This window comes from Budvicia aquatica DSM 5075 = ATCC 35567, assembly GCF_000427805.1.
Lineage (GTDB): Bacteria > Pseudomonadota > Gammaproteobacteria > Enterobacterales > Enterobacteriaceae > Budvicia > Budvicia aquatica.
Genome location: NZ_ATYS01000064.1, coordinates 1 through 22,219 on the forward strand (window position 1 = coordinate 1; position 22,219 = coordinate 22,219).

General features: G+C 50.6%; 23 protein-coding genes. 2 read left to right on the top strand and 21 right to left on the bottom strand.

Going from position 1 to position 22,219, the window contains the following annotated elements; genetic code table 11:
• From YWE_RS27840 to YWE_RS0118750, 13 genes are all read right to left on the bottom strand, one after another.
• A partial coding sequence (locus tag YWE_RS27840; RefSeq protein ID WP_248595868.1) for a Wzz/FepE/Etk N-terminal domain-containing protein occupies nucleotides 1-607 on the bottom strand: 607 nt, incomplete at its 3' end.
• A 577-nt stretch (nucleotides 608-1,184) separates the two neighbouring features.
• Nucleotides 1,185-1,352 carry an IS1 family transposase gene (locus YWE_RS30530; protein ID WP_127526452.1) on the bottom strand — a complete coding sequence of 56 codons (168 nt, stop codon included), beginning with the start codon at nucleotides 1,350-1,352 and terminating at the stop codon, nucleotides 1,185-1,187.
• 63 nt (nucleotides 1,353-1,415) lie between these two features.
• On the bottom strand, nucleotides 1,416-1,604 hold the full coding sequence (locus YWE_RS32015; protein WP_428829278.1) for an IS1/IS1595 family N-terminal zinc-binding domain-containing protein: 189 nt from the start codon (nucleotides 1,602-1,604) through the stop codon (nucleotides 1,416-1,418).
• A 263-nt stretch (nucleotides 1,605-1,867) separates the two neighbouring features.
• On the bottom strand, nucleotides 1,868-2,287 hold the full coding sequence (locus YWE_RS0118705) for a hypothetical protein (protein WP_029095899.1): 420 nt from the start codon (nucleotides 2,285-2,287) through the stop codon (nucleotides 1,868-1,870).
• A gap of 47 nt (nucleotides 2,288-2,334) precedes the next feature.
• Nucleotides 2,335-2,571, bottom strand: coding sequence for a hypothetical protein (locus YWE_RS0118710; protein ID WP_029095900.1), 237 nt, complete (start codon nucleotides 2,569-2,571; stop codon nucleotides 2,335-2,337).
• A 34-nt stretch (nucleotides 2,572-2,605) separates the two neighbouring features.
• Complete coding sequence (locus tag YWE_RS0118715) at nucleotides 2,606-3,676, bottom strand: hypothetical protein (protein ID WP_029095901.1); 1,071 nt, start codon at nucleotides 3,674-3,676, stop codon at nucleotides 2,606-2,608.
• Nucleotides 3,666-4,007, bottom strand: coding sequence for an ANR family transcriptional regulator (locus YWE_RS27845; RefSeq protein ID WP_036016521.1), 342 nt, complete (start codon nucleotides 4,005-4,007; stop codon nucleotides 3,666-3,668). The genes YWE_RS0118715 and YWE_RS27845 overlap by 11 nt, the downstream gene beginning before the upstream one ends.
• 104 nt (nucleotides 4,008-4,111) lie before the next feature.
• The gene (locus tag YWE_RS29140; RefSeq protein ID WP_029095902.1) at nucleotides 4,112-5,236 is read right to left on the bottom strand and encodes a hypothetical protein; all 1,125 of its coding nucleotides are present in this window, start codon (nucleotides 5,234-5,236) and stop codon (nucleotides 4,112-4,114) included.
• Nucleotides 5,237-5,851: 615 nt separating this feature from the next.
• Nucleotides 5,852-7,102 carry a hypothetical protein gene (locus YWE_RS0118730; protein WP_029095903.1) on the bottom strand — a complete coding sequence of 417 codons (1,251 nt, stop codon included), beginning with the start codon at nucleotides 7,100-7,102 and terminating at the stop codon, nucleotides 5,852-5,854.
• A gap of 354 nt (nucleotides 7,103-7,456) precedes the next feature.
• The gene (locus tag YWE_RS0118735; protein ID WP_029095904.1) at nucleotides 7,457-8,377 is read right to left on the bottom strand and encodes a hypothetical protein; all 921 of its coding nucleotides are present in this window, start codon (nucleotides 8,375-8,377) and stop codon (nucleotides 7,457-7,459) included.
• A gap of 220 nt (nucleotides 8,378-8,597) precedes the next feature.
• Nucleotides 8,598-9,542, bottom strand: coding sequence for a SinI family autotransporter-associated protein (locus YWE_RS0118740; RefSeq protein ID WP_099044135.1), 945 nt, complete (start codon nucleotides 9,540-9,542; stop codon nucleotides 8,598-8,600).
• A 135-nt stretch (nucleotides 9,543-9,677) separates the two neighbouring features.
• Nucleotides 9,678-11,963 (bottom strand): inverse autotransporter beta domain-containing protein, encoded by a 2,286-nt coding sequence (locus YWE_RS0118745; protein ID WP_029095906.1) that lies wholly within the window; start codon nucleotides 11,961-11,963, stop codon nucleotides 9,678-9,680.
• 1,063 nt (nucleotides 11,964-13,026) lie between these two features.
• Complete coding sequence (locus YWE_RS0118750; protein ID WP_161628780.1) at nucleotides 13,027-14,121, bottom strand: glycosyltransferase family 4 protein; 1,095 nt, start codon at nucleotides 14,119-14,121, stop codon at nucleotides 13,027-13,029.
• Between the two features lie 189 nt (nucleotides 14,122-14,310).
• Here YWE_RS0118750 and YWE_RS0118755 point away from each other — a divergent pair, with 189 nt between their 5' ends.
• Entirely contained in the window at nucleotides 14,311-14,586 is a 276-nt protein-coding gene (locus tag YWE_RS0118755; protein ID WP_029095908.1) for a hypothetical protein, read from the top strand.
• A gap of 61 nt (nucleotides 14,587-14,647) precedes the next feature.
• Here the strand turns inward: YWE_RS0118755 and YWE_RS0118760 are convergent, their stop codons facing one another.
• Nucleotides 14,648-15,373 (bottom strand): hypothetical protein, encoded by a 726-nt coding sequence (locus tag YWE_RS0118760; RefSeq protein WP_029095909.1) that lies wholly within the window; start codon nucleotides 15,371-15,373, stop codon nucleotides 14,648-14,650.
• Between the two features lie 191 nt (nucleotides 15,374-15,564).
• On the opposite strand from YWE_RS0118760, the gene YWE_RS31240 reads away from it, so the two are divergent.
• Nucleotides 15,565-15,735 (top strand): hypothetical protein, encoded by a 171-nt coding sequence (locus YWE_RS31240; protein WP_154661424.1) that lies wholly within the window; start codon nucleotides 15,565-15,567, stop codon nucleotides 15,733-15,735.
• 115 nt (nucleotides 15,736-15,850) lie between these two features.
• Here the strand turns inward: YWE_RS31240 and YWE_RS31755 are convergent, their stop codons facing one another.
• From YWE_RS31755 to YWE_RS0118795, 7 genes are all read right to left on the bottom strand, one after another.
• The gene (locus tag YWE_RS31755) at nucleotides 15,851-16,135 is read right to left on the bottom strand and encodes a YkgJ family cysteine cluster protein (protein ID WP_345917567.1); all 285 of its coding nucleotides are present in this window, start codon (nucleotides 16,133-16,135) and stop codon (nucleotides 15,851-15,853) included.
• Between the two features lie 46 nt (nucleotides 16,136-16,181).
• The gene (locus YWE_RS0118770) at nucleotides 16,182-17,210 is read right to left on the bottom strand and encodes a hypothetical protein (RefSeq protein ID WP_029095911.1); all 1,029 of its coding nucleotides are present in this window, start codon (nucleotides 17,208-17,210) and stop codon (nucleotides 16,182-16,184) included.
• 11 nt (nucleotides 17,211-17,221) lie between these two features.
• Entirely contained in the window at nucleotides 17,222-17,785 is a 564-nt protein-coding gene (locus tag YWE_RS0118775) for a hypothetical protein (protein WP_029095912.1), read from the bottom strand.
• Between the two features lie 19 nt (nucleotides 17,786-17,804).
• The gene (locus YWE_RS0118780) at nucleotides 17,805-19,376 is read right to left on the bottom strand and encodes a hypothetical protein (protein WP_029095913.1); all 1,572 of its coding nucleotides are present in this window, start codon (nucleotides 19,374-19,376) and stop codon (nucleotides 17,805-17,807) included.
• 190 nt (nucleotides 19,377-19,566) lie between these two features.
• Nucleotides 19,567-20,457 carry a helix-turn-helix transcriptional regulator gene (locus YWE_RS0118785; RefSeq protein ID WP_029095914.1) on the bottom strand — a complete coding sequence of 297 codons (891 nt, stop codon included), beginning with the start codon at nucleotides 20,455-20,457 and terminating at the stop codon, nucleotides 19,567-19,569.
• Between the two features lie 435 nt (nucleotides 20,458-20,892).
• Nucleotides 20,893-21,282, bottom strand: coding sequence for a putative zinc ribbon protein (locus YWE_RS29145; protein WP_051323437.1), 390 nt, complete (start codon nucleotides 21,280-21,282; stop codon nucleotides 20,893-20,895).
• 131 nt (nucleotides 21,283-21,413) lie between these two features.
• A complete protein-coding gene (locus tag YWE_RS0118795) occupies nucleotides 21,414-21,800 on the bottom strand; it encodes a putative zinc ribbon protein (protein ID WP_029095915.1) in 387 nt (128 codons plus the stop codon).
• Between the last annotated feature and the right edge of the window lie 419 nt (nucleotides 21,801-22,219).

Here is a 22,219-nt window from a genome sequence, read left to right on the forward strand (position 1 = left end):
CAATCACCTGGTCATTGATGCGGTGAATATAATCGGTCAACAGGGCCAGGGCGACCTGAGGATTATCCGCCGACACTGACAGCATAAAATACGGCAGGGTCTTCTTTTCATCCGGCGGGGACGTCACCAGTCCCTTATCCGCCATCTCCGTTAGCCAAACGCGTTTCGCCTGCGGGTCCATCGATTCAGTCTGTTGTTTAACGTAAGCCGTCTCGGATAAGTAAGTCAGCTTCTCATTCGGACTGGCTACCATCTCCGTGAACCGGTTGAAGAGATGATTGGCTATCGTCTGGGGGTCGGCGTTAATGCCGCTCACCCGGGCAAAGGCCCGTCTTAATGTCAGATAATCGTCAAACTGAGCTATTTGAGGTGGGGAGACATAGGCTTTGACCGTCCACTGCTCTTTGGCGGTAAAGGCATAAATACCGGCCATCAGGGTGGTGACCAGCGTCACCATCATAATGAGGTACTTTTTGTCCCAGAGCCGAAAGAACAGCTCAAACAGGTCTATCTCATCGTTATCGTACGCATACGAATGACGCGGCCCGACCTCATTGGCGGCATAACCTGACGGGACGTTTACCGGTTTTTGACTTATTTCACTCATCGTCATATCTCATCCACTCTCAGAAATACAGGACCCCGCGTTAGCACCATCGCCATAACACTGGCGATGGTCGGGGTGGTGCGGATAATGTCCCGGCCGGTGACCAACAGGGATTGAATAAATGGGGGTATCATCCGTACGCTCACGGCCGGTACGTCAGGGCGTCGCCCTCAAGGTCCCTGCCCGACGAAGGCAGCCTCATCGGGCACCGAGTGGCGACAGTCTTGATGAGACGCCGCCAGGGCGGGCGTCAGCCATAACGCGGTCAGTGACATCGGTCCAAATGGCGGCGCCTTCAGTTCACTTGCGGGGGATGGGATACAATAATCCATCTTTGGTTGCGGCTCACGCTCCCACGCGTAGGACGAGGAGGACAATAACCACGGCATCGGCACCATCACGGCTATCGCCAGTAAGGTAAAAACACTCACCATCATATCTAAACCGGTGACCCTCATCATCCTACCTCCCTGTTATTGCGTTATTGCGTATTATCGCGTGCCCGACGGCCGATTATCGCCTATCGTCTAACGTGACCGGTCCGGTAACTAAAATCATACGTCCACCACGGTCCGACTTACGCCTGATAAGCGGCATAAATGTACTTAGACTGAAACGTGCACCCGCAATCAAGGCAACGGTAGCGGGCTAAGCCACTGCGGGCTTTACCGTGCTTGCCAACCCGCGTCTTTATATTGCAATAAGGACACGTCGGGCGCAGTGGCAATTTGAGTAATCGCATCATCGTTAAACACCTCTATCACGAGGGTGGCCTCCCACCTTGAGCGCCGAAATGGCCATCAACCGATTACGCTTGGGCTATAGCCCGGGCTTCACGATAAGCCAGATAAATGTATTTGCCCTGAAAGGTGCGCCGGCAATCAGAACAAAGGTAACGCTGAAATCCACAGCGCGACGTGCCATGTTTGCGAACGTGTGTATTTTTATCGCAATGAGGACAGCTCGGTTGTTTTGTATGCAGTTTGAACATCATCATTCACCTTATTTATGTTGACCCTGTCTATGTTGACCCTGTCACTGAAGGAGAATATCGCGCATGACACTCGGGAATGCCCCATCGGTAAAGACGGGGCAGTCCGCACGATTTCTCTTTATGGCGTTGTATTTTGTTGTGCCCTAATTTCTTGTTTTCATACTTTTTGTCTTTGTCTTTGTCTTTGTTTTTGTATCTGTTTCTGTATTTGTTTTTTTGCTTCTATATGGTTTATTTCTGACTATGGCGACCGAGGTGTCATCCACTCACGGGTCATTACGCGGCTGATTAGACGGTAACGGACATTCCCCCGCGCGAATACGTTGACGCGCCTGAGTCAGGTAGGTCAGGTTATCCGCTGTCATCAAAGTGCCCGTCGCCCAAGTCTGTAACGGGATTAATTGGTCCAGTGACCGAGTGTGCGCCTGCACCTGACGACTCAGTCGGTGAGCCACGATGAGCGCCCCCGCCGGGACGGCGAAAAATACCGCCAACAGACCCAACCCCAACCCATAACGCCATCCCCATCCACCGCAGGCCATCAAAAAAAGCAGCAACATCACCACGCATCCCCGGTCAATCCGATTCAATCCCTGAACCTTCACCCGGTGATAATCCACATCTTGGTTAATCTCAGTCAGTAGCGTGTGCCATGCCTGACTTATCGTCTCAGACTTCACGACCATAACCCTCTCCCCTTACTGACGCCGTAACACGGACAGTCAGCGCCACCTCAGGCTTTGATGGCCTTGCGAAAACTGATGACGTAATAATGGTCATACTCGGTCTTGCGACCTAACAGCCCGGACGTTTTTTGAATACCAATGGTATCTACCCGGTGAAACTCCCACCCCTGGTAGGCCCATTCATTGACCACATTTTCCAGATACTCTGCAGCCAGACCACTTCGGTTATCTTTGGCCTTAATCGTGATGGTCGGCGGGACCTGTACCATTTTGTACTTGTACATCGCTGTTATCCTTGTACCTGTATGCCGCAGGCAATTATCTGACCAGGTCACTCATCGCACTGATAAGGGCATTCTGGTGGGTGCTGTTAATCGAACCGTTCAGGACCCCCGACATCTCACTGTCATCGATACCCAGGGTTTTGGTCACCTGCCGCACCGTTCCCCCTGCATTCACTGTCAGCTCAAAAACGTGCGTACTGAGTTGAGGTACGCCACTCTGTGACACCGTCCAGGTGATGACTTCTTTCGCCCCCTCAACGGTCACAGGCGCGTTCAGCGTCTCCAGCATGGTGCGGGCGGCCTTGGCCTTACCCTCAGCGACATCGATGTCAGTCTGGTAGCGCTGGGCAACGGCGGCGTCACACTCACTGAGCGCCTCATCAATTTCCTCGGGCGTCAGAACCACCGCCAGCACAAACAAGGCCGGGGCCTGACACACGTCGGTCGTCTTGGTGTCGGTCGCCAGTCCGGTGGACGTGACCGTCTGAGTCACCGCCTTCAAGGCAGCTTGGGCGACCGCTATTTTCTTTTTCGTTTTCAGCGTGGTGGCTAGATAACTTAAACCCTCGGGGCTGGCGAAGAACGCATTGACGCCGTCCAGACGCAGGTGTTGTACCGGGGAGCCCGTAACCAGCGACCGGTAGCGAGCCAGGTCACCACTGGCCTGAAGTTGGTCAAACAGCCAGCGGGCGGTCGACAAGGCCTGCTCTGTCTGCTGACTGTTTTTCTTATCCAGTGCGGCTGTTTTGAGCTTTTCACTGTCCGCCAGACGGCGCTGATGGCGCTCGACCCAGGCGGTCCACTGCGCGCTAAACAGCACCTGAATCTGTGCCGTGGAGAGGTCGCACTGATACTCCACCGTGGCAGGTTGGCCGCCGGTCTGTTCAAGATTGTTCGTCTGCAGCCAGACAGTACGGTCACACGCCGGGCGTTTATCCAGCGCCTCACCTAACGTCATTGTCTTGGTATTCGCCTGACCGGATGGCGCACTGGCCGGTGATAACGGCTGTGACCGGACGACCGTTACATTATCCTGCTGACCGTCACAGGCGGCCAGTAATAACAATGCCGACAGGCTCCAACCCCACTTGAGATTAATACGCAATGCTGACTCCCTTATCGTTATTGGATGTTGACGATACCCGGTCATCGTCGGTCATCTCCGTCATCATCAATCCCGCGCGTGACGCGGTCCGCGCGGACAGTGAGGCTTTGGGTAAATCTTGCTGGACCTTGGCGAGCCGCTGGCTGTGCTTCAAACACACGTCAGCTCGGAGGGTGGCCCAGGCGCGATTCTCGGGGGACTTAGCCCTATACGCGGCTTGCTCCCAGCGCACGTTAGCCTCAATCCAGTCGTGAGCCCGCTCTTTTTCTACCGCCAACTGCGCCAGTTCACTGTAGCTGCTCCCTGTCCATGTTAATTGACGTTGTGACATCATCCCCCCTTGAATTTGAGCCTAATCGTCAATGGCTGTCTGATAAACCCGCTTCAGCTCACGACGGCCATCGAACTGACATAAAAAACAAACATCCCAAAAAACTACAGTGAACGGACACAGGCCACTAAGTATTGACTGGTTTTAGGCACCCAGTAAAAACTCCCGCCCACCAGACCAACCATCTGCTGAGTGTCTCCCTGGGTTTTAGCGCCCCAGTAGTTATCTAACTGCCAGCCGGAGCGGTGAAGCGCCATCGGGCCCCATTCATTCCAGAGCTTGCCATTGGGTTCGCGCAAGGAGGGCGACCCCACGGTCGTGGCCGTCATCACTGTCGCTTCTGGCAGGGTAAAACCATTGCCCTGAGACAGGCACCAGGCAGTGGCCGCCGGGGCCGTCATTCTCTCGGCTTTCGCATTGATGAACCAACGGTTGGGTGTGAAGCTCACTGTTAATGGTGTGCCGCCCGCCGTCGGCGTGGCAGTCAGGGTGACAGTCAGGGTCTGTGGCGTGGGCATCGCGGTAAAGAGAACGGTACCGGCGTTATCTACGCTCACCCAACTTTGATTACTGTGCCATTGGTACTGAGCATTATCCTGAGGGTCACGACCATTCATCAGCACCTGAAACTTTGCCCCGACAAAACCGGTCTGCGGGAAACGCCCGTTGGCCGGAAAAACTTTGCCGGTCACCAACACCGCGGCCGTGCTCGCAGGCATGGCCCGCTCGGCGACATCGGCGACAGGAGTAACAGCTGTCACAGGGACAGTCACCGTCACCACAGGGGTCGGCGATACGGTTGGCGCTGGACTCTGAGCCACGGGCGGCGCTGAAGCGACTACCGGTGCAACTGGTGTCACAGAGACATCAGATACGAGAGGCTCGGGTATGGATATGGGTGTCTGAGTTGACACTGGCGTGACAGCAATCGATGCGGGTGGCTCAGGAACAACGACAACATCAGCAGGAGTCGGTAAAGAGGCAGCCTGAGTCTGAACCGAGGCCTGTACCACTGAGGATGACATAGCTGACGCCGCTAATGGTTCATCGGTGAGGGTCATTCGGACCTGAGGTTGTTGCGAAACTTCGGCCATCACGCCAGTGGAATAGGCCACCATTAATAGCGTAGATAGCGCACAGGCCAGTGGCGTCAGTCGCATAACAGGATGTGACGCCATTGAACCATTAACACCGGCAGTACCGGTTTTTTCAGTTGCTGTTTGATTCATCTTTTCCCTTACCTTTATCTTTTTATTAATCACCAGAATTCAATTTTGTGGGGCTATATCTAGTCAAGGATAAGCCACAGATTTAACATATTGCGATAGCGGAAAATTGTGTTCATATGCCAGCGTTAATGCGGTTTATCGCAAACTAAACGTTTATCAGAACATCATTTAAAACAATAATGTCATTAAACGTAGAACAACATCCGACTGTCTCGGAGGGTATCGTCATTACAAACTACCAATATAAGCCTGGCTGCGTTATGTGCTGGGTGTGTTACTAGACTCTGGCCGTCTAACCATGTTGACGAACTTCTCCCGTGGAATATTGATCTAGCCCCAATATAATCGTCAATACGGCGCAAACTGATCGCTTACACTAATAACAAGGTAAACATTAATTAAGTAGAGTATTCGTTTCTTTTTTGGGGAAATAACACTAGTACTGTTAGCTACCTTATGCCACCGTAGAATGCCGATAAAACACTATCACTTTCTTTTTATTGACTCGCGCAACATAATCACTTGTCCATAGTCAAATTTACGGCCTGATATGTTGATTGACGCTTTTGTGCGAGAGAAACAGCACTAATTACTAATCGAAAAAATATAACAACATCAGAGATCCTTGACGCATACGAAATCGAGGTTAGCTCGAGTGTTCACTAAACTCATGAATCCCACTGCTCTATATCCATCTGGGTTTCCTGGCCATATAACATCTTGAGCCCATGGGACAGGGCTGACTGACACACCTACAGTTGGCACGGCATCGAAATCGCTGCCCGATGAAAGCGAGTCAATAACCGCCCAAGCTCTATTTATATCTTCATTCAAAGCGCTGTTTGACATTGCATTCCATCCTGACGGTTGTTGTCCCACGCCCCATTCAGCAACAAGCGCGCCAGGTACTTGACGGAATGTTGCAGAAGGCCCTGGCCCCCTTGCTTCTGAGTAACCTGCATTTCTGTAACCCACACCTTTAATTGAGCACAGCGTTGCTATATTAGGTGAGCTACTTTTCGCAATCCTAACCGTTTCAAACCACTTATTGACGGTGAAGGTGTACAACGTTTTAATGAGTGGGTTAGTCTTGTTCGTTGCCGTAATAGTGACCGTTTTAGTCGCTGAGGTCGGGGCAGCAGTAAAGGTCACCAAACCATCAGCACCCACCTTCGCCCAAGTCTGATTACTGGTCCAGTTGAAGTCAGTCTGCGCGATACCATCCCCATCCGCGAGATAAATGGTGAACGTCAGTCCCAAGGCTGCTGTAGTCGGGAATTTCTTATCCACTTCCCAACGATAGGTGCCCGGATAAGGCCCCACGTAGATGCCGGGCACCACCGGTACAACCACAGTCGTTTCTTCACTGCTCAGCGGATTAGTCCCTACGATTGGCGCCCCCGTAGTAGTGGTAGTAGCCACCGGCGCCGTGACCGTCACCGTTAACGACTTACCCGCAAAGTAGGTTTTAAATGAGCTACCTAACATGACGGCTGTTAACAGATTACCGTTATACTTCCAGACCTTCGTGGTGCCTGCCACATCAACCGCTGCCGTGCAAGGGCCTCTCGGTAAATCACAGTCCCCGTCCACATCTAACAGCGTCAGGTCCGTGGTGTCTGTCGAGGCCTTGAAGGAGTTTGGGGTATGATCTCGGTCCACAATACTGTTTTCCGGGGTCGTCCCCACCGTTGCACCGGTCTGGTCCGCCACAAATAATGTCCCCTCAGCCGTCGGAACGCGACCCTCAATAATGTCCGTTGCTGAACTCACCGCAGCCTGCACACCCACACTGCCCATCATCAATGTCAGGACCCCAAGCACACATGACACACTGGATGCGATTTTTGTTATTTTAAATTTCATGCCGTTACCTCTCGCTGCTCACCTTGAGTCATACGCAAAACTCATTTCGCGTCTACTCTCCCTGAAAACTCATGTCAGTCCGTGCATCTGCACATCCCGCATAACCAATAACCCAAACCGGCACGCATGCTCCATCTCTGTCACCTTGGGTTATTACTCATCTCCGTCCATGTCACTCATTCCTGAATTCGCTCACCGAAATCAGGGCAGGATATAATGCGGTGTCATGCACTACCCCTGCCATGCTGCCTGTGAGTCAGTCTTCTACCTTATGAGGGCAGAAAACTATCCCGAACTTTATCCCGAGTTCCTGTCACGCAGCGTCCCTGCCACGCTTATACGCCCCCTAAAGACTTATGGCTTAGGCGTGTAATCAACAACGACTTTGTAACCCTGAACACCGTCAAGCGTGCCCGTCAGCGCAAAAGCGTCAGCATTCACCGGCGGTGTGTAGGTGGCGTTGTCATTAAAGTAACCGGCCGGTGCTGGTGTCGTAGTGGTCGCACTGGTATGTCTTAAGCCCCACTTGAAGTTAACGGTATCCGTCAGGTCTGTCGTACCATCAGACGCGAACAGTTTGAACTCATACGTTGAACCGACTTTCAGTTTCGTCGTGCCACCAATCAAGTTAGGACCACCGCCGGCCAGTCTAATTTCTGGTATCAGACCGGTACCCGGTCCAACCGGTACGTCAGGGATAGCCGTCTCACCGCCACCACCCGTATCGGTACCGCCATCCGGCCCCGGCGCAACTTCGCCGGTTTTGGCGATGTTGCCATACGTGATGGTATAGCCAGTATTTAGGTCACCGGTGGAAGATTGCTCGGTGATAACCGCTTTAATGATGGCACCAACAGCCCCATCAGGAATGGTGATAACACTAGTACCTTCACCGGTACCCCCACCGTTCGCACTGCCAACCGGCGCTTTGGCATTGGTTGGCGTAATCGCCACTGGCGTACCCGTACCGTTCGCAGGGACGTAGAACCACTGCACCGTAGAGGTCGAATTATCATCATCACCATCGGTATCGCTGTACTTATATGTCATGGTGACAGAGTCGCCCGTAAGCGGCATTAACGGGTCAACGCCCGTAGTGGTAAAGCTCACAGCGTGCTTAACACCCCCGACAGATTTCAGAACAGGAATTGCACCCTGAATAGTGTCAGTTGTACCGGTCACCGCCGCATAGACGCTGGTCATCGTACCCGCAGCAATCATCATCGCCAGCGCGACTTTCTTTAATGTGAATGTACGTGTCTTCATTGTTTTCATTGGTTACTTTCCTTATTAGTCCTTTATGCACAAATACTCTGCGTACTATGCGGTTGTTTTGCGGGCCTAACTGCCCCGCGTGCATGCTGCGCCTTTACATCAACACTTTACTGCCTTGCGATACTCTGCTTATTTATCCATCAACCTGAATCTCGCGAACCTAAATCACGGGTTGTTCTTGTTGACTCAGACTGAACCACCCGCCCTTAATGAAACGCCCTTAGTTAAACACCACCGCCAAACCAAACCCCTGGTCACCGGACACCGCCCCAGAGCCTGAAGCATCATTGACCGGTACGGTATATTGGTCTGTGGTCACGCCCGTGGCGTGGTTCGTTAAGGTTGTCGGCGCACCGCTGCCCGCCGCCGTCACGTTACTGCCATTGAGCGTCCAGCTCATCGAGCTCAGATGAGGCGTAACGTCCTCCTCACCTGCATCCCAGACGCCATTGCCGTTAGTGTCACGCCAAGCCCTAAACAGGTAAGTCTCACTCACCACCGGCTGATGACCCGTGGTCCGCGAATAATCTATCGCCCCACTGCCCGCCACCGGATTATCTGCCAGTCGGTATATCCCACCCGTAATGTCACCGGCACCCGACCCCATCACTATCGGTCCAGGTAACGATGGCGTACCGCCCCCACCACCGGAATTCGTCCCTTTACTGGTATCCAGCACAATAATTGACTGCTGACCCCGGCGCGGAATACCCGTTTCCGATTGCTCCCAGATTTCCACCCGAATGGCCGCTGCACCCAGCGCCTGAGACGGGATAGTGATAGTCGAGGTCCCCGGTGCACCGCCCACGGCCGGTACATTGCTGGTTGGCGTTATCGTTTCTTCTTGACCGTTGGCCGAGGTGTAGCGCCATACCACCGAGGTCAACGAATCGTCCTTATCTCCGTCAGAGTCATCATGACGGTAGGTCAGTACCACCGTATCACCGGTTGACATCACGTCAGCCCGAGCATACGTCCCGTCAAAATCCACCGCATGCGTATTATTATTCGACGGTGCAATCAAGACCGGCACTACCCCACCCACAGCCGCCGTCGTCGGCGTACTGTCTGCCCAGGCTGACCCCATCAGGCTTAGGGCTACCCCTACCCCGACAGCCACGTTCGTCAGGGTCATCGCCCGTTGTGTTCTACGTTGAGTTTTCATTCTGTATCCCTGTATGCCTGACAGACCCACACCGTCGTCTGTGCGTGTTTGTCCTGTTTGTACGCGTGTGTACTGACCGGTCTCGATATAACCCTCACCGTCAATCGGCGTGACTTATCGAATTCATGTGCCATCTCAGTACATCACTTTCAGACCAAAGCCCTGGTCACCACACGCCACACCACTGTTACTGCTGCCACTGCCTGTACCAAACGGACGCGGCGTAAAGGTGGTACCCGTGACGCCCGTATCATGGTCGGTCAGCGTGACATCACATCCAGCCGCGCTCGCATTGCCATCCAGCGCCCAGCGCAATGTCTCTGGCGCGAACGTGCTGGTAATGTCCTGATTGGCCGCATTAAACAGCTTCACGGTATAAGTCACACCCACCGTCGGACTGGCTTGCGTCACCAGAATGTCATTACCGTTCGGGTCCAAAATCTCAGCCCGCAATCCAGACTGCTTGTTAAACACCATCTCTTGAGGGGCGGTTTGGCCATAACGGCCCAGGTCAGCCACGATACTAAAGCGCCCCACCAGAGTACTGACCACCTCACGGATGTAATACGTCATCCCGTCGCGGACTTCAGTCCGGTCGCTCTTGACGCTCACACACGGCACCGGCACATTCTGGGTATCATTGGTACAGATATCATTGACCGTCAGCACCGCACCCGTATCCAGATTGGTCACTATCCAGGTCGGCTTAACCAACGCCGGGTCATTCATCACCACGCCGTCATGGTTGGTGATGTACGTCACCAGTTGAATGGCATCCGCAGCCAGACCAGAGGCTTGCTTGCTGGCAGTCCCCTCAACATCCAGTCGACTCTGACGCTGCTGTCCCACCACGATTTCCACCTCATTAGAAGTGACCTGTTTGCCTTTCTCATTGGTTAAGGTGATGGACAACCGATAACGGTTGGTTGCCGTCACTGCAGAATCCCAGACCGGCAGGGTAATCTGCCATCCCTGCGTATTGGTGCTGCCTGCCGTCGGCGTGATAGCCAGCGGGATAATGTCCCCATTCCAGTTCACCGCGGTGACCTTGTACTTGCTGCGCACCAACGGTTGCATCAGGTAGGTATCGCCTTCCAGCAAATCCATCGGCACCGCCGCCAAATCGACTTCTAACGCACCGGCCTTCTCTTTGTATTCCAAAACGATGTCGTAATTACGGTCAACCATATCGTAACGACTGCCCCTCAGGCTTCGGGCCACGGCCACCTGCTCTGGGTCAAGCTGTTTCGACAGTGGCGTACCCAGTTGATAACTCAATATCAAGTCAGCCTTATCTTCATTCTTGCCGCTCTGGCCTTCTTTATGACTCAGCTTCAGCGTCACCAATGGCACCGGGGTATAATCCACGCCCACGGTGACCGCGTGCGGGTCCTCCTGAAGATTGTCTTTACCAAACAGCGCCACTTCATCCCCGAAGTACTGCTCATACACCACGGAGGCCCCTAAGTGCGGGTAGGACGGCATGTAACCCTGAGCGCGAACATCATAGCCCTCAGCAGGGCGCTCTAAGTAATCATCAAAGTCTTTGGAGTCTTTCCAGGATGAGAGAGGGTGATAATAGTTGGCTGCGAACTTCAGATTATCCGTCCACAACTCACCGCCCACACCGCCCCGGGTATGATTACGGCTGATATCTTGGTCCAGGAAGGTGTTTCCTCCCCACATCCAGTCACCTTCATCAAAGCGCACACCCACCCCCAGGTTGCCGATAGTTCGACCGTCCTGACCGTGGATACCCACCTGAGAGAAAATCACCATGCTGTCAGTGTCATACCACGGCGTCAGCAATGAGCCGGAACTGCCTTTCAGGCTGCCTTCGTCATCGACGGTGATATTGACCTGCGCTTTACCAAACTTGCCCAGAAAATCCTGAGCTTGTTGCTGGACCGGATTCAACACTTCGGCTTTGGCTTTGTTTTTTGCCCAACTCTCAGCCTGTGTCTGCGCCTGATCGCCGGTCATGTTGTTCCAGTCCTGATTGCCCACCGACTGAGCAGCACTGGCGGCTTTCATTTCCAGTGCCGAGGCAGGCATCCTGCCATCCTTGTCGGCTTTGGGTAACGGGGCATTCCCCATCCCCATTTCTGGCAGGTTATTGACGTACAGACCGGTATTGTCCACCACCGGTAACAACGGTGAGGTGGCTGGCAACAGTAAGCTTTCACCGGCCTTCATGGACTCTCGACGGTCAATACCCCCTTTATTCAGGGCTCGCAATTCAGCGACCGTCATGCCGCTTTGCAGGGCTAATTGGTACAAGCTACTGTTGGTGGGGAGGGTATAAAGGCGGGTAGCCGGCTCAGATTCAGGGACTCCACGCCCGCTAACCTCGGCCGCCATCACGCCACCACTCCCCATCAGCAATAAGGTGATAACCGAAAGACGCATTGTTATTTTCATTGTTCCATTCCCTTGCGCCGAACGCGCTGTCCTGATGAAGTCTCTGATATAAACACATCGCGCTAACTGCGCTTGGCCTAATATCACTTACCCTTGGGTCGCCCATAAAAAAACGACGATTTAACCTGATTGAATCAAAACAAATAAAGTCAAAAGAGACCATTAACACATTATTAATTAGGCCTTACCGGACTAACCTATCGAGTAAATCCGATAAATAACACGCACTCAGCCAACAAAATGTCGCATTAAAACCCCACTCAAGAGAATCAACGCGCAACACGTTAGTCACAATCACGCCACACACAATAATAAAGTCAGTTATTGACTTTTACTTAAAGAACACGTGAGCAATATAAGGCCATAGTTCATTTGAGTCGATTATACACAACAAAAACCAATAAACAACAATTGATCGTGTTACGTAAATATGTAGGATATTATACTTCTAAATGCGGGTTAAGCGGACAATTACCAGAGTTAATGACCGATAAATTAACAAAAAGCAGTTACCCAGATCGACATTGATCAATTAAGCAGAATTTAAAACCAACGCATACAAGTTGATCTGCGTCATTAAAATGAAATAATTAAGAGAAACGATAAGGAATATATATTGCCTAATAATATTGATTGAAATGATTTATTTAAACGATAATGAAATACACATCTCTTTAATTACCCCCTCAGTTATCCCTCCTTTTGCTTAAAACCAAAAATAATTGAAATAATGGTAGCGGAATGACACCAACAACGTTATCGCCACGTTAATAAATAGAGCGAAGTAAGTTTATTGCTTCACCTTAATGTCATGAAACCTTATTTTATCTTGTTTATTGTCAGCGACGTTCAATATGGGGAATACCATGGGGATAAACAGATAATCAACGCAATTAAACAGACTTACACGGCGAAATTGAAGCACGAAAAAACGCGTTGAGTCGAGACGATATCGCGTGATAATAACAATGACTTTATCCGCTCGACATCGTCTCCCCTTTGAATGACGTTCCCCGCGCCTGACCTCACGCTGGGGGGCATAGATTTTTTCTACTCATACGCATCAATCGATTGACGACATCACCCGCGCATACACTTGATGGGTTTGATTTATCATCGATTCAACCCCAAACTCCCGTTCGGCTTTACGACGCGCCTGATGTTTCATCTCGGCTAACTGAGTTGGACTCAGCGCACTCATCTCGAGTAACAGCGCCGCCAATGCCGTTTCATCCCCGACCGGCGTCACCCAACCATCTATACCCAGCGTGATGTTCTCCGGCAAGCCACCAAAATCACTGACGATGACCGGCAGGCCCGCTGACATCATCTCTCGACACGCAAAGCTGATGGTTTCCACCGCATCGGACAGCACAAACCCGATATCGGCCGCCTGCAAGACCGAATAAGGCTCAGCTAAAAAACCCGTGAAGGTCACCTGTTCCGCTAACCAATCTCCCCGACAGCGTTCAAGACGCGTCGCCCTATCCGGTAACGTCCCCACGATGGTTACGGTAAAACGACTGCGCACCGACGCGGGCAATAACTTGAGGGCATTAATCAGATAGTGCCAGCCTTTATACCCGGAGGTGCCGGCAATGCTGACTAATCGAATCTGGGCTGATGGGATGACGGTGACCGGTGGTCGCCAGTAGTCGGTATCGACGCCATTACGGATGACCACAATCTTATCGGACTGAACCGGAAACCCGATGGACTGATAAATCGACTGGCTGACAAAAATAATCGCGTGATTGGCTTTGAGAAAGCGCCATTGGGATATCGACCCCCGAACAGGAAACCCGTTATGCTTAGTAAAGACTTGCTTGAAGGGTCTGCGGCTCAATAACCGGGCATAGGTCACCAGACGATTATCGGCCGACCCGTTGGTGTGGATAATATCAATCTGGTGCTCCGTTATTATCGACAGTAACCGCCGGAGTTGGGTAACAAGATGCACACCTTGGCTCAGTTTCCCCGGAAAATCCAACGCCAGCACATTGGCCACGTTATCCCGCGTTAACGACCGATACAAATAACTACTTTTTGGACAGGCCACATAAGCCGTATGGGTAGACTGTTTAAGCAAGGTTCGGATGTACACATCATGGCCACCGCCACCGGCGACATGAAAATTGGTATACAGGATATTCATCATTTTTCTCATGCGATGCGTAGGGCTGATGGCCTGATGAGACGGTGCCAATACCATAGCTGACGCGGCTTTCAGCTTCCAATTGGTTTGGCAGATCAATATCGCGATTTCGATCCGTTTAAACGATCAATCCCTGTTAGAAAACCTGCTAAATTGGCGTTCTTTATGATTGACCAATGAAGGTTAAGTACCATGACGCTGTCTATCCATGTGCCCATTATTCGCAATAACAGCGAAGGTTTAGCCTCAACCAACCCACTGGCGTTAATGCTGACTCAGGAAGCCGCGTTGGATTATCTGCTCAAGCATGCGCGAATGTGTCATCCTAATGAGGCGCTGACTTACCGCATCGCGCGGTATGAGTTATTAGAAGAGCTGGCCTGCTTTACTTATATTGGGCAGACCCACTATCATCTTGTGTTGGTTGATGGCCTGCCAAGCTGTCTGGAAGCCATCATACGGCAGTGAACCCATATCGCTGTAGTGAGCAGTCAGCCAGTGAGCCGTTGGAATATCTGGGCCTGATGATTTACCCCCTCATCGGCGGATAATCCGGCCAGGTTGAATAGAACGCGAAAAACAGATATTCCTCAACCGGGCACTGTAACGCCGGATGGTGAACCAGATAGCTCGACATCAACGCGCTGAGCGTGACCGCAGATTGCCCTAATACGGTATCAATATCTCCGCTCAATAACGCATGAAAGCAGACTAAGGCAAAACGTTCCCGCGCTGAAGCCTCCGTCAGCGTGGCCGATAATTGAGCGAACCTGCGCTGTAACGCCGCCAGCCCCAAACGACCGCACTCGTCATTGAGCAGTTCAACGAAGACGGTCGCTTGAGACGCGTGACCCTGTGGCCTTTTTATCGATGTTACCGGACAGTATTCACTATACGCGAGGCGCCGCGGCCTCGGACAGAGTTTACCTTCCCTTATCAGTGCATGAATAATGAGCTCAGGCACGATCATCCCACTGAGGCGGATCCCTTCTGCCCGACTGACCTCGTCAGGCCACTCACAGAGCCCAACCTTCGCCCAACGGCGTAATCGGTTCACGTTGGGCTCTAAACGGATGGCCGCATCCGTATATTGAGTGAGTCGGCGTTGAGCCTCTGTTTTTAATCCCAATAGTTGACTTAATGCTGCTGGGTCAATAAGACGGTTCTGTCGGGCCGTGTCATGCCTGAAAGCATACAGGTGGCAAACTTGCGGGCACACTGATGCCGGCACATCCGTAATGAATGATGATGTCATAATAGTCTCACAACGATAGAATCAAACAGGTCACCCTGGGCTTTTCGGGGATAAGGCGTCGAATAACGCCATCAGGGTCGTTTAAGATAAGAGAGAAAGTGGATAATCGGGTACGAAGGCATGACGATAAGGGTTATCGATCGACAGTGACGGGCGATGACATAAGGCCTGTCGATATCCGATACATAAAGATGGCCGTAACAGTAAAATTTTACGTTGCGATGACATTACCGGTCATCAACGTGGGAACGGTGACCGTAAGTGTCACGATGATTGTCGGTGTGCCAAGAAAGAAAGCGACAGTATGTCGCTGTACATGCTGTATCAGTGATGAGGGTAAGCCCCTCGGTTTCGCCGATTAGGCGATGATACCAAACCGCCCAAAGCTGCATTATTTGAATTCAAGGATTGCATCAAATTACTAACAGTTTTGATGAGACAAGCCTGCAGGCAACTATGGTTGAAAGATAAACTTACTCAACGATATTCATCAGTCAATTGTTGGCAAACCGCTAGGTTTAGGGCTACAAACTCTTCCCATGAGTACAGGTAGGCATAGTTAAGATGATATTGCAGGTCCACCCGACAAATATCTGGGCGCTCATTATAAATTAAACAGCCTTTACTGGCCGCATCATAATGCCGGCAAAGGCCATCGCCCCTGTCTAGATAGCGGGTTTCCTGTGCCAGATTAACGCGCTGACAGCATAACCCACATTGGGTGCAGGGAAAGGGAGCGTCGTTTTTGTTACAGTGCATCATGGTTTAATCACTCAGGCTCGCGGGCTACCGCGAGCCTTTATCGGGATCAGACGGTTAGTGTATCAAGGGAGGCTTTTTTGCCGTCAGCAACAGCGGAAATATCAATGATACGTTTTTCCGTTGACAACACTAAATTCCCGTCCTGATCGAGTATTGGCGTGTCAATGATGGCTTTAATTAGCTGAGCATATTTGACGGAAAAGAAAACCGCTTCCCGACTTTCTTGAGGGAAGCTTGGGAATGTTTCGCCATATTCCTCAATCGCCTTTTTCATCTCTCGCACAGCGCCACGTAGGCGTCCGCTAGTCAGGGATAAAGTTTTGTTGGCCAGCCTCGTCACCTGTTTGATAACCTGAAGTTTTTTCACCATCAGATCGCCATGATCGCAAATTGTTCTAGCCTGCTCCATATTGCTGCAGGCGTTGTTCAGGGCTTCTTCACCTTTATTCCCCAGAATATGACCGAAAATAGCCAATGCGGGGCCAGCGACAATCCCGCCCAGCACCATCATTCCACCAGCCATACCGTATCCTCCAGCCGCCAGAGAGCCGCCACCTAACCACGCCAGCGTGGCATTGGTCGCCGCAACGCCCGACAAGGATGATATGGCTGTACCCGTGCTGGCTGTTGCCAGCAGCATCGTGCCATTGTAAGCGCCGAAAGCCAGTGCTGCGCCACTCCCCATGCCGGTCCCAAGGCCTAGGCCAGCATCTTTGAGCGTTTGGTAGTCCTGTTGCAAGCCGGCCAGCGTCGTTTTCGAGAAATCACCCGCGTTGAGGTTTTCCAGTTCAGGACTATTAAGCAGATTGACATCTTTTAGGCGTCCATAGGTTTCGATAAAGTCACTAATCACATCATTAAATGCCCGCAACTTACGCTGGCCATAATCCTCTATGGTGCTATTTGTTGATTGGCGACTATTATCAATTCGCTGGTTGATGCTATCAACCATACCTTTAGCACTGTCGTTAATATCTTTAGCATCTCGGTGATCTTTAGCACCGCTAACACCTTTAACAAGACCGTAAACACCTGCGCCTGCTGCAATGACGCCGACAATAATTGGAATGGGCATGTTGTACTCCTTTATTCAAGAACGAGGGAAATTATTTTACTCATTTCGTTATTCAGTGCTTCGGCGCGCTCGAGCAGATCCTCAAAGATAAAATCCTGCAACTGATAATGGCGTTGAATTTCTTTAAGCAACGACCATTTAATAGTCGAGATTTTCCCATCGAGAAGCGCAACCAGAATCAGTTGGAAAAGAATAATTTTAGGAACGGCGGGGGCGTCAGTGCATTTTTCTTCAAGCAATGTTTTTAAAACTGCCATAGCGGCCTGTACCCGGTTTTCTACGGTGTCTATTTTAATCAGCGGAGACGCTTTCAGTTTTTCCTTGAGCATATTTTCAATTGATGCCTCCCGGTTTGACATAGGCCACAGCCTCGATGCCACGGATTGTACAAGATCCGATAGCAGTTCATTTTCTCGCTCACCTTGCTGAATGGACAACGCATCAAGATCGGTATCCGACGTCAATTCATCCTTGGATAAACCATTCCACAGTAGAGGTTTATCGCAAAGTGTCAGTAGTTTGGCGAGGTCAAGGAGATGCATTTTTTGATCTTCAGGCAGCAATTTAATAAGCATAAGTATCCTGATTTTTCACTCATAGTGTTAAAGGTTGATCGGAGTCCATAAATACCTCGAACTCTGTCATTGTTTGGAATTGCAGTTTTTTTCCTAACAGCGTGGCATAGTCATTAATAGCAAAGGTCAGGTCATCAATATTATCGGAACTATGAATGACTGCATTGAACAGTTGTTCTGTTTCTTTGCGTAATTGCGGTATTTCACGGCGGGCAAAGTCGTCCAACACAGCTTGTGTTTTCGCTATACGAGCGCGGGCTGTCACCTCAATGGCTCTGATATGCTCCAGTCGTTCACGTGAGAGCTCCACTCCCCGTGCGGCCTCTAATGCGCTTTGATAGAATAATGAAGAAAGGGTGTAGCCAATCATTCCGCCAATAGCAGCACCAACAATAGGGATTGGAATGGCCATCTGTCCAAGCGCGGCCATCATGCCACTGGAAAGCATCCCTGTGCCTTTTTCTCCCACGTCCGTCAGCAGTTCAGCCTCGCTGATTTCGCCGTTAGCGTAGCGTTTAATTGAACACCCCAGCGACAGACAGATGTTAACGACTAACGTAGGTGCACTAGTACCAGCGATGGTACGCAATACCTGATGTTCAGATTGCTGCAGAGCAGATTTGATGGCTGAACCCACGAAGGCGGTACCGTATCCCAACGCCCCCGCCTTGCCTGTATCGGCAGCAATATCTTTCATCGCAGCATCCAGCGTTTTGTCCTGCGTCACTACATTGAAGGCGTTGACTAATAATGAGATCGCCCCGCCAATCACGGCACCGCATTTGGCACCTTCAATACCGGCACGGTGGCTGGTACGAGTAATATCCATTGCGGTGGCGCGTTTGGGATGCTCCCGATAAAAAATGGCTTGTTCGGTTGTCAGACCGCTGTCACGTACATTATCGGCGAGCTGATCGTAATTATCGGCTTCACGGCGGAACTTGTCAGCAACCTCTTGTTTGCCTTGCGTTTCGACGTTTTTAGCTCGTTCCCGAAGCTCGTGAGCTCGACCACGACAAAATACTTCTGCGCCTTCGAATTGTTCTGATGGAAGTTCCAGTTTGATCCCACGATAGCGTGCAAAATCTCCGTCTTCTTTTGCTATCTTGTTGAAGAGCTGGTCTCGATTACCGACAAACTTCATCTGGCTTTGTGAACCGTCGATGATGTTTCCATCTAATATCTTTACACGATCTACCACGTTATGGTTTTTGCCATACGCCAGCAGGTCATCACTTCGTTCAGTGCGAACCTGACTACAGTTAATGATAGCTTCAGCATTATCGCGGCTAGTTGTCGCAATTTCAGCCGAATAACCGGCCTGTTGCTTGATGTTTTGTGCCGTGTAATCAGAGTTGACTTTATGTTTCGCTACATCAGCCAGCCCTTTGGCAAACCGCTGACCTGTTTCGTTATCGACGCCACTGTACCCTTTTAGATACTCGGCATTGGCATTGCCGTAGCGCTTAACCACTTCATCACTCGCCAGCGCGGTTACAGTACGAAATTTATCTCGCTGTATGTCGTTTTTATGATTATTCTCTTCATCGGACCCAGAGAAAAATAACGTACCAGTAACATTGCTTTCCATAAAATATCCTTAATAGTGATAGTTAGCCTAAACGCCGACGAGTAGAGACACCTCATATCCTTCAGGTTATCTACGTAGAATGAGACCTGTGCCCCAAACAATCCTGATGGGCTGTTTTGATTTTCACAGTCGTCGTCATCGAACGATGCTCCCCCCTGCCGCTCGTCTATTATTCGCTCTAGTGTAATATTTAAAGGACTAATACGTTCTTTATTTCCTCTTCCAATACCCTCTGCCATGTCACTGGTTCTATAATCCGAAGATGCGGCAACCAGTAGCGGATAATCGGGAAAAGCTGATTCTGATGAGCTATAGTCGAGGTCAGAGTCAAAGAACCATCATCGTGAGTGAGTACTATCTGCTGCTCAGGCAGCAGGTTTCGACGACAGAAATAAGGCGCTGCGGCAGAAGCAACGGATAGCGTGACCATTGTTTGTTCGGCACTCCACCAAGGTGTATTTTGCCGGGCGAGTAGGTTTTCAATCGTTGCATCTGGTATAAACGTATCTCGCAAAACGTCTAGCCAATCAATACGGCTCAAAGTGAAAGTTTTCAGCTTATGACTTTCCGTCGCCGCCAGATACCAAACCCCCTGAAGGCAGCTCAGACGACAAGGATTAATTCGGCGCGTTTTATCTTTATAATAAATGCGGCAGCAGCGATGGTTAACAATTGCATTTTCCAATTGGGCGAAATGTTTTCTTAGGTCGACCTGCACTGAATGTTCACTCTCTGGCCCCAAAATCGTGACTCGCTTCTGCTCGACTCGAACAGGCATTTTCTTCCAGAAATCTGCCTGATTAAGGGGAAGCAACTTGCTGACGTCTGTAAAATCAGCGAAAGTATTCAAAATACCGGTCTGCATAATTAAGTTGGTGGCTGGAGTACGGGTATAAACCTCCCCTTCCTTGTGCTGAATTAGCCCCATTTCCTGAAGCTTTTTCAGATCCCGGAATATCGTTCTCTCGGCAACACGAAAATGCACTGTTAGTTGTGAGCGCGTCACTAAATTCTGCTCACATAGTGCCATGATGATGAGAGTAAGGCGTTCAGCCCCAGAGTGCCGAGAATATGTTGTCATTATGATTAACCCACCAATGTCACTACAAACACAATTACACTACTCGTTTCCGCTGACACACCATGTCAGTGGAACGTCGCGCCATAGGATAATTTTTTGTTTTTTTCCTTTGCCTCAAAACGAATTTGTTACAAATCATACTGTGATTAGCGGAAAGTAATGATGAAAAATATTGATCTTGACGATCTATTTTAATTATCGAGAATCGGGTCGCGGTAGCATGAAGGTTACTCACGCACAGATCCGGACGCGCGTTTCCACGCAATCAACCATGAGGCCATTTCTACATAGGGAAGAAAGTTATTGCCCGCCTCATAATGTTCATGCTGTAACGCCAGTGATTTGTTGACCACACAGATTCAAGGCTGCACTTTTGATAATCGTCACCCCCACGTTTCCGTGCTTCGTTAAAGCGTGCATACTACAGCTGAGGATTCAAACTTCAGATTGGATGGGTTGGCAATAAATGTCGGTATGACACTGTGGGCAATGCTTCACTCCGGTATGGGTTTGACCACACCAACTGCAATGCCACTGCCGGGTCGCGACGACTGGCGGCAATGCCTGCGCCATATTGCGTAGTTTGGCGAGTCGTTCATTGCTCTTGACCTCGGGGTCGTAATAAGTACAACCGCGTAACTGCTCTATTGGAGCACCGGAGAGGTCATGGCTAAACCACGGTTCATTCAAGGCGTTGTTACGCCAAATTAGTGGGCTATCACAAGACAAGCAGAAATAAGATTGTTGACTGTTTGACTGATGTTGCTTAGCGGAAATAATTTTGTCGTTGACATCGTAAGCAATAAATACTTTGAGCATTCGCATGGGGGCTCCTTTTCCATCAACGCCAGATAACAGCCCATACAGCGCCGGCTGGCTTCGGGATAAAGAATATTTGGGGGAATGGATGCTAAAAAATAGAACTGATAAGGTAATTAGGTAGATCGTTTCCTATTTTAGTCGGTAACCTCAATCTGACTGTGGGCTCCACGCTGACAAGTCAGGCAGTATTTCTCGCCATAGTACGCATGACCGCAATTGCTACAATGCCAGTGAGCCTTTTGCACCAGCGGGCGTGCTTTCGGTACAAACGTCCTCAAGGCTCCAATGGTAGCAACCTCTTCAAAGGCCACGTTAACGTAAGGACAGTGTTCCCGCCCATGCTCCGATAAACCGGCATCGATATGCTCAAACCAGGGTTTGCTATGCGTTGTCTTTCGATGGAAAACTAATGAGCTATTGCATAGGTGACAGGTATATTCACCGTTAGAGGATTTCTGTGCGGTTAATGCCGACACGAGATGCCCATGAGCATTACGTGAAATAAATGATTTTGCATACATACTGAGGCTCCGTTCTTTTGGATAGCAGGCAGCCGTAGTCCGTCCCTTAAGGGCAGAGACAAATACCGGCTTCCAGACTGGGATAATTTAGGATTAAACGGGATAAGTCAGCGGTGGCTGACGAGNTTGNNGATTGAATNGNTTCAATGCTTGGNTAAANACAGTGAGACAACGGNTTATTATTGCCNTGGTTGATATGATGNNGCTAGGCATGAATAGGTTTCATTTCATAGGGCAAGCCTGTTATTTTTTACTCGTCGCTGACGCGCTACGCGCTCTTTGATTGAGCAATATCGTTCTGACGCGTAATCCACAAGGTCGNGACCCAAGCCAAAAGACGGACCGGCATGATAGGTGTCGTCACCAACCTGAGGGGCCAGCACGACGTTGATATTCTGCAAGTCACGAACGGTTTAACG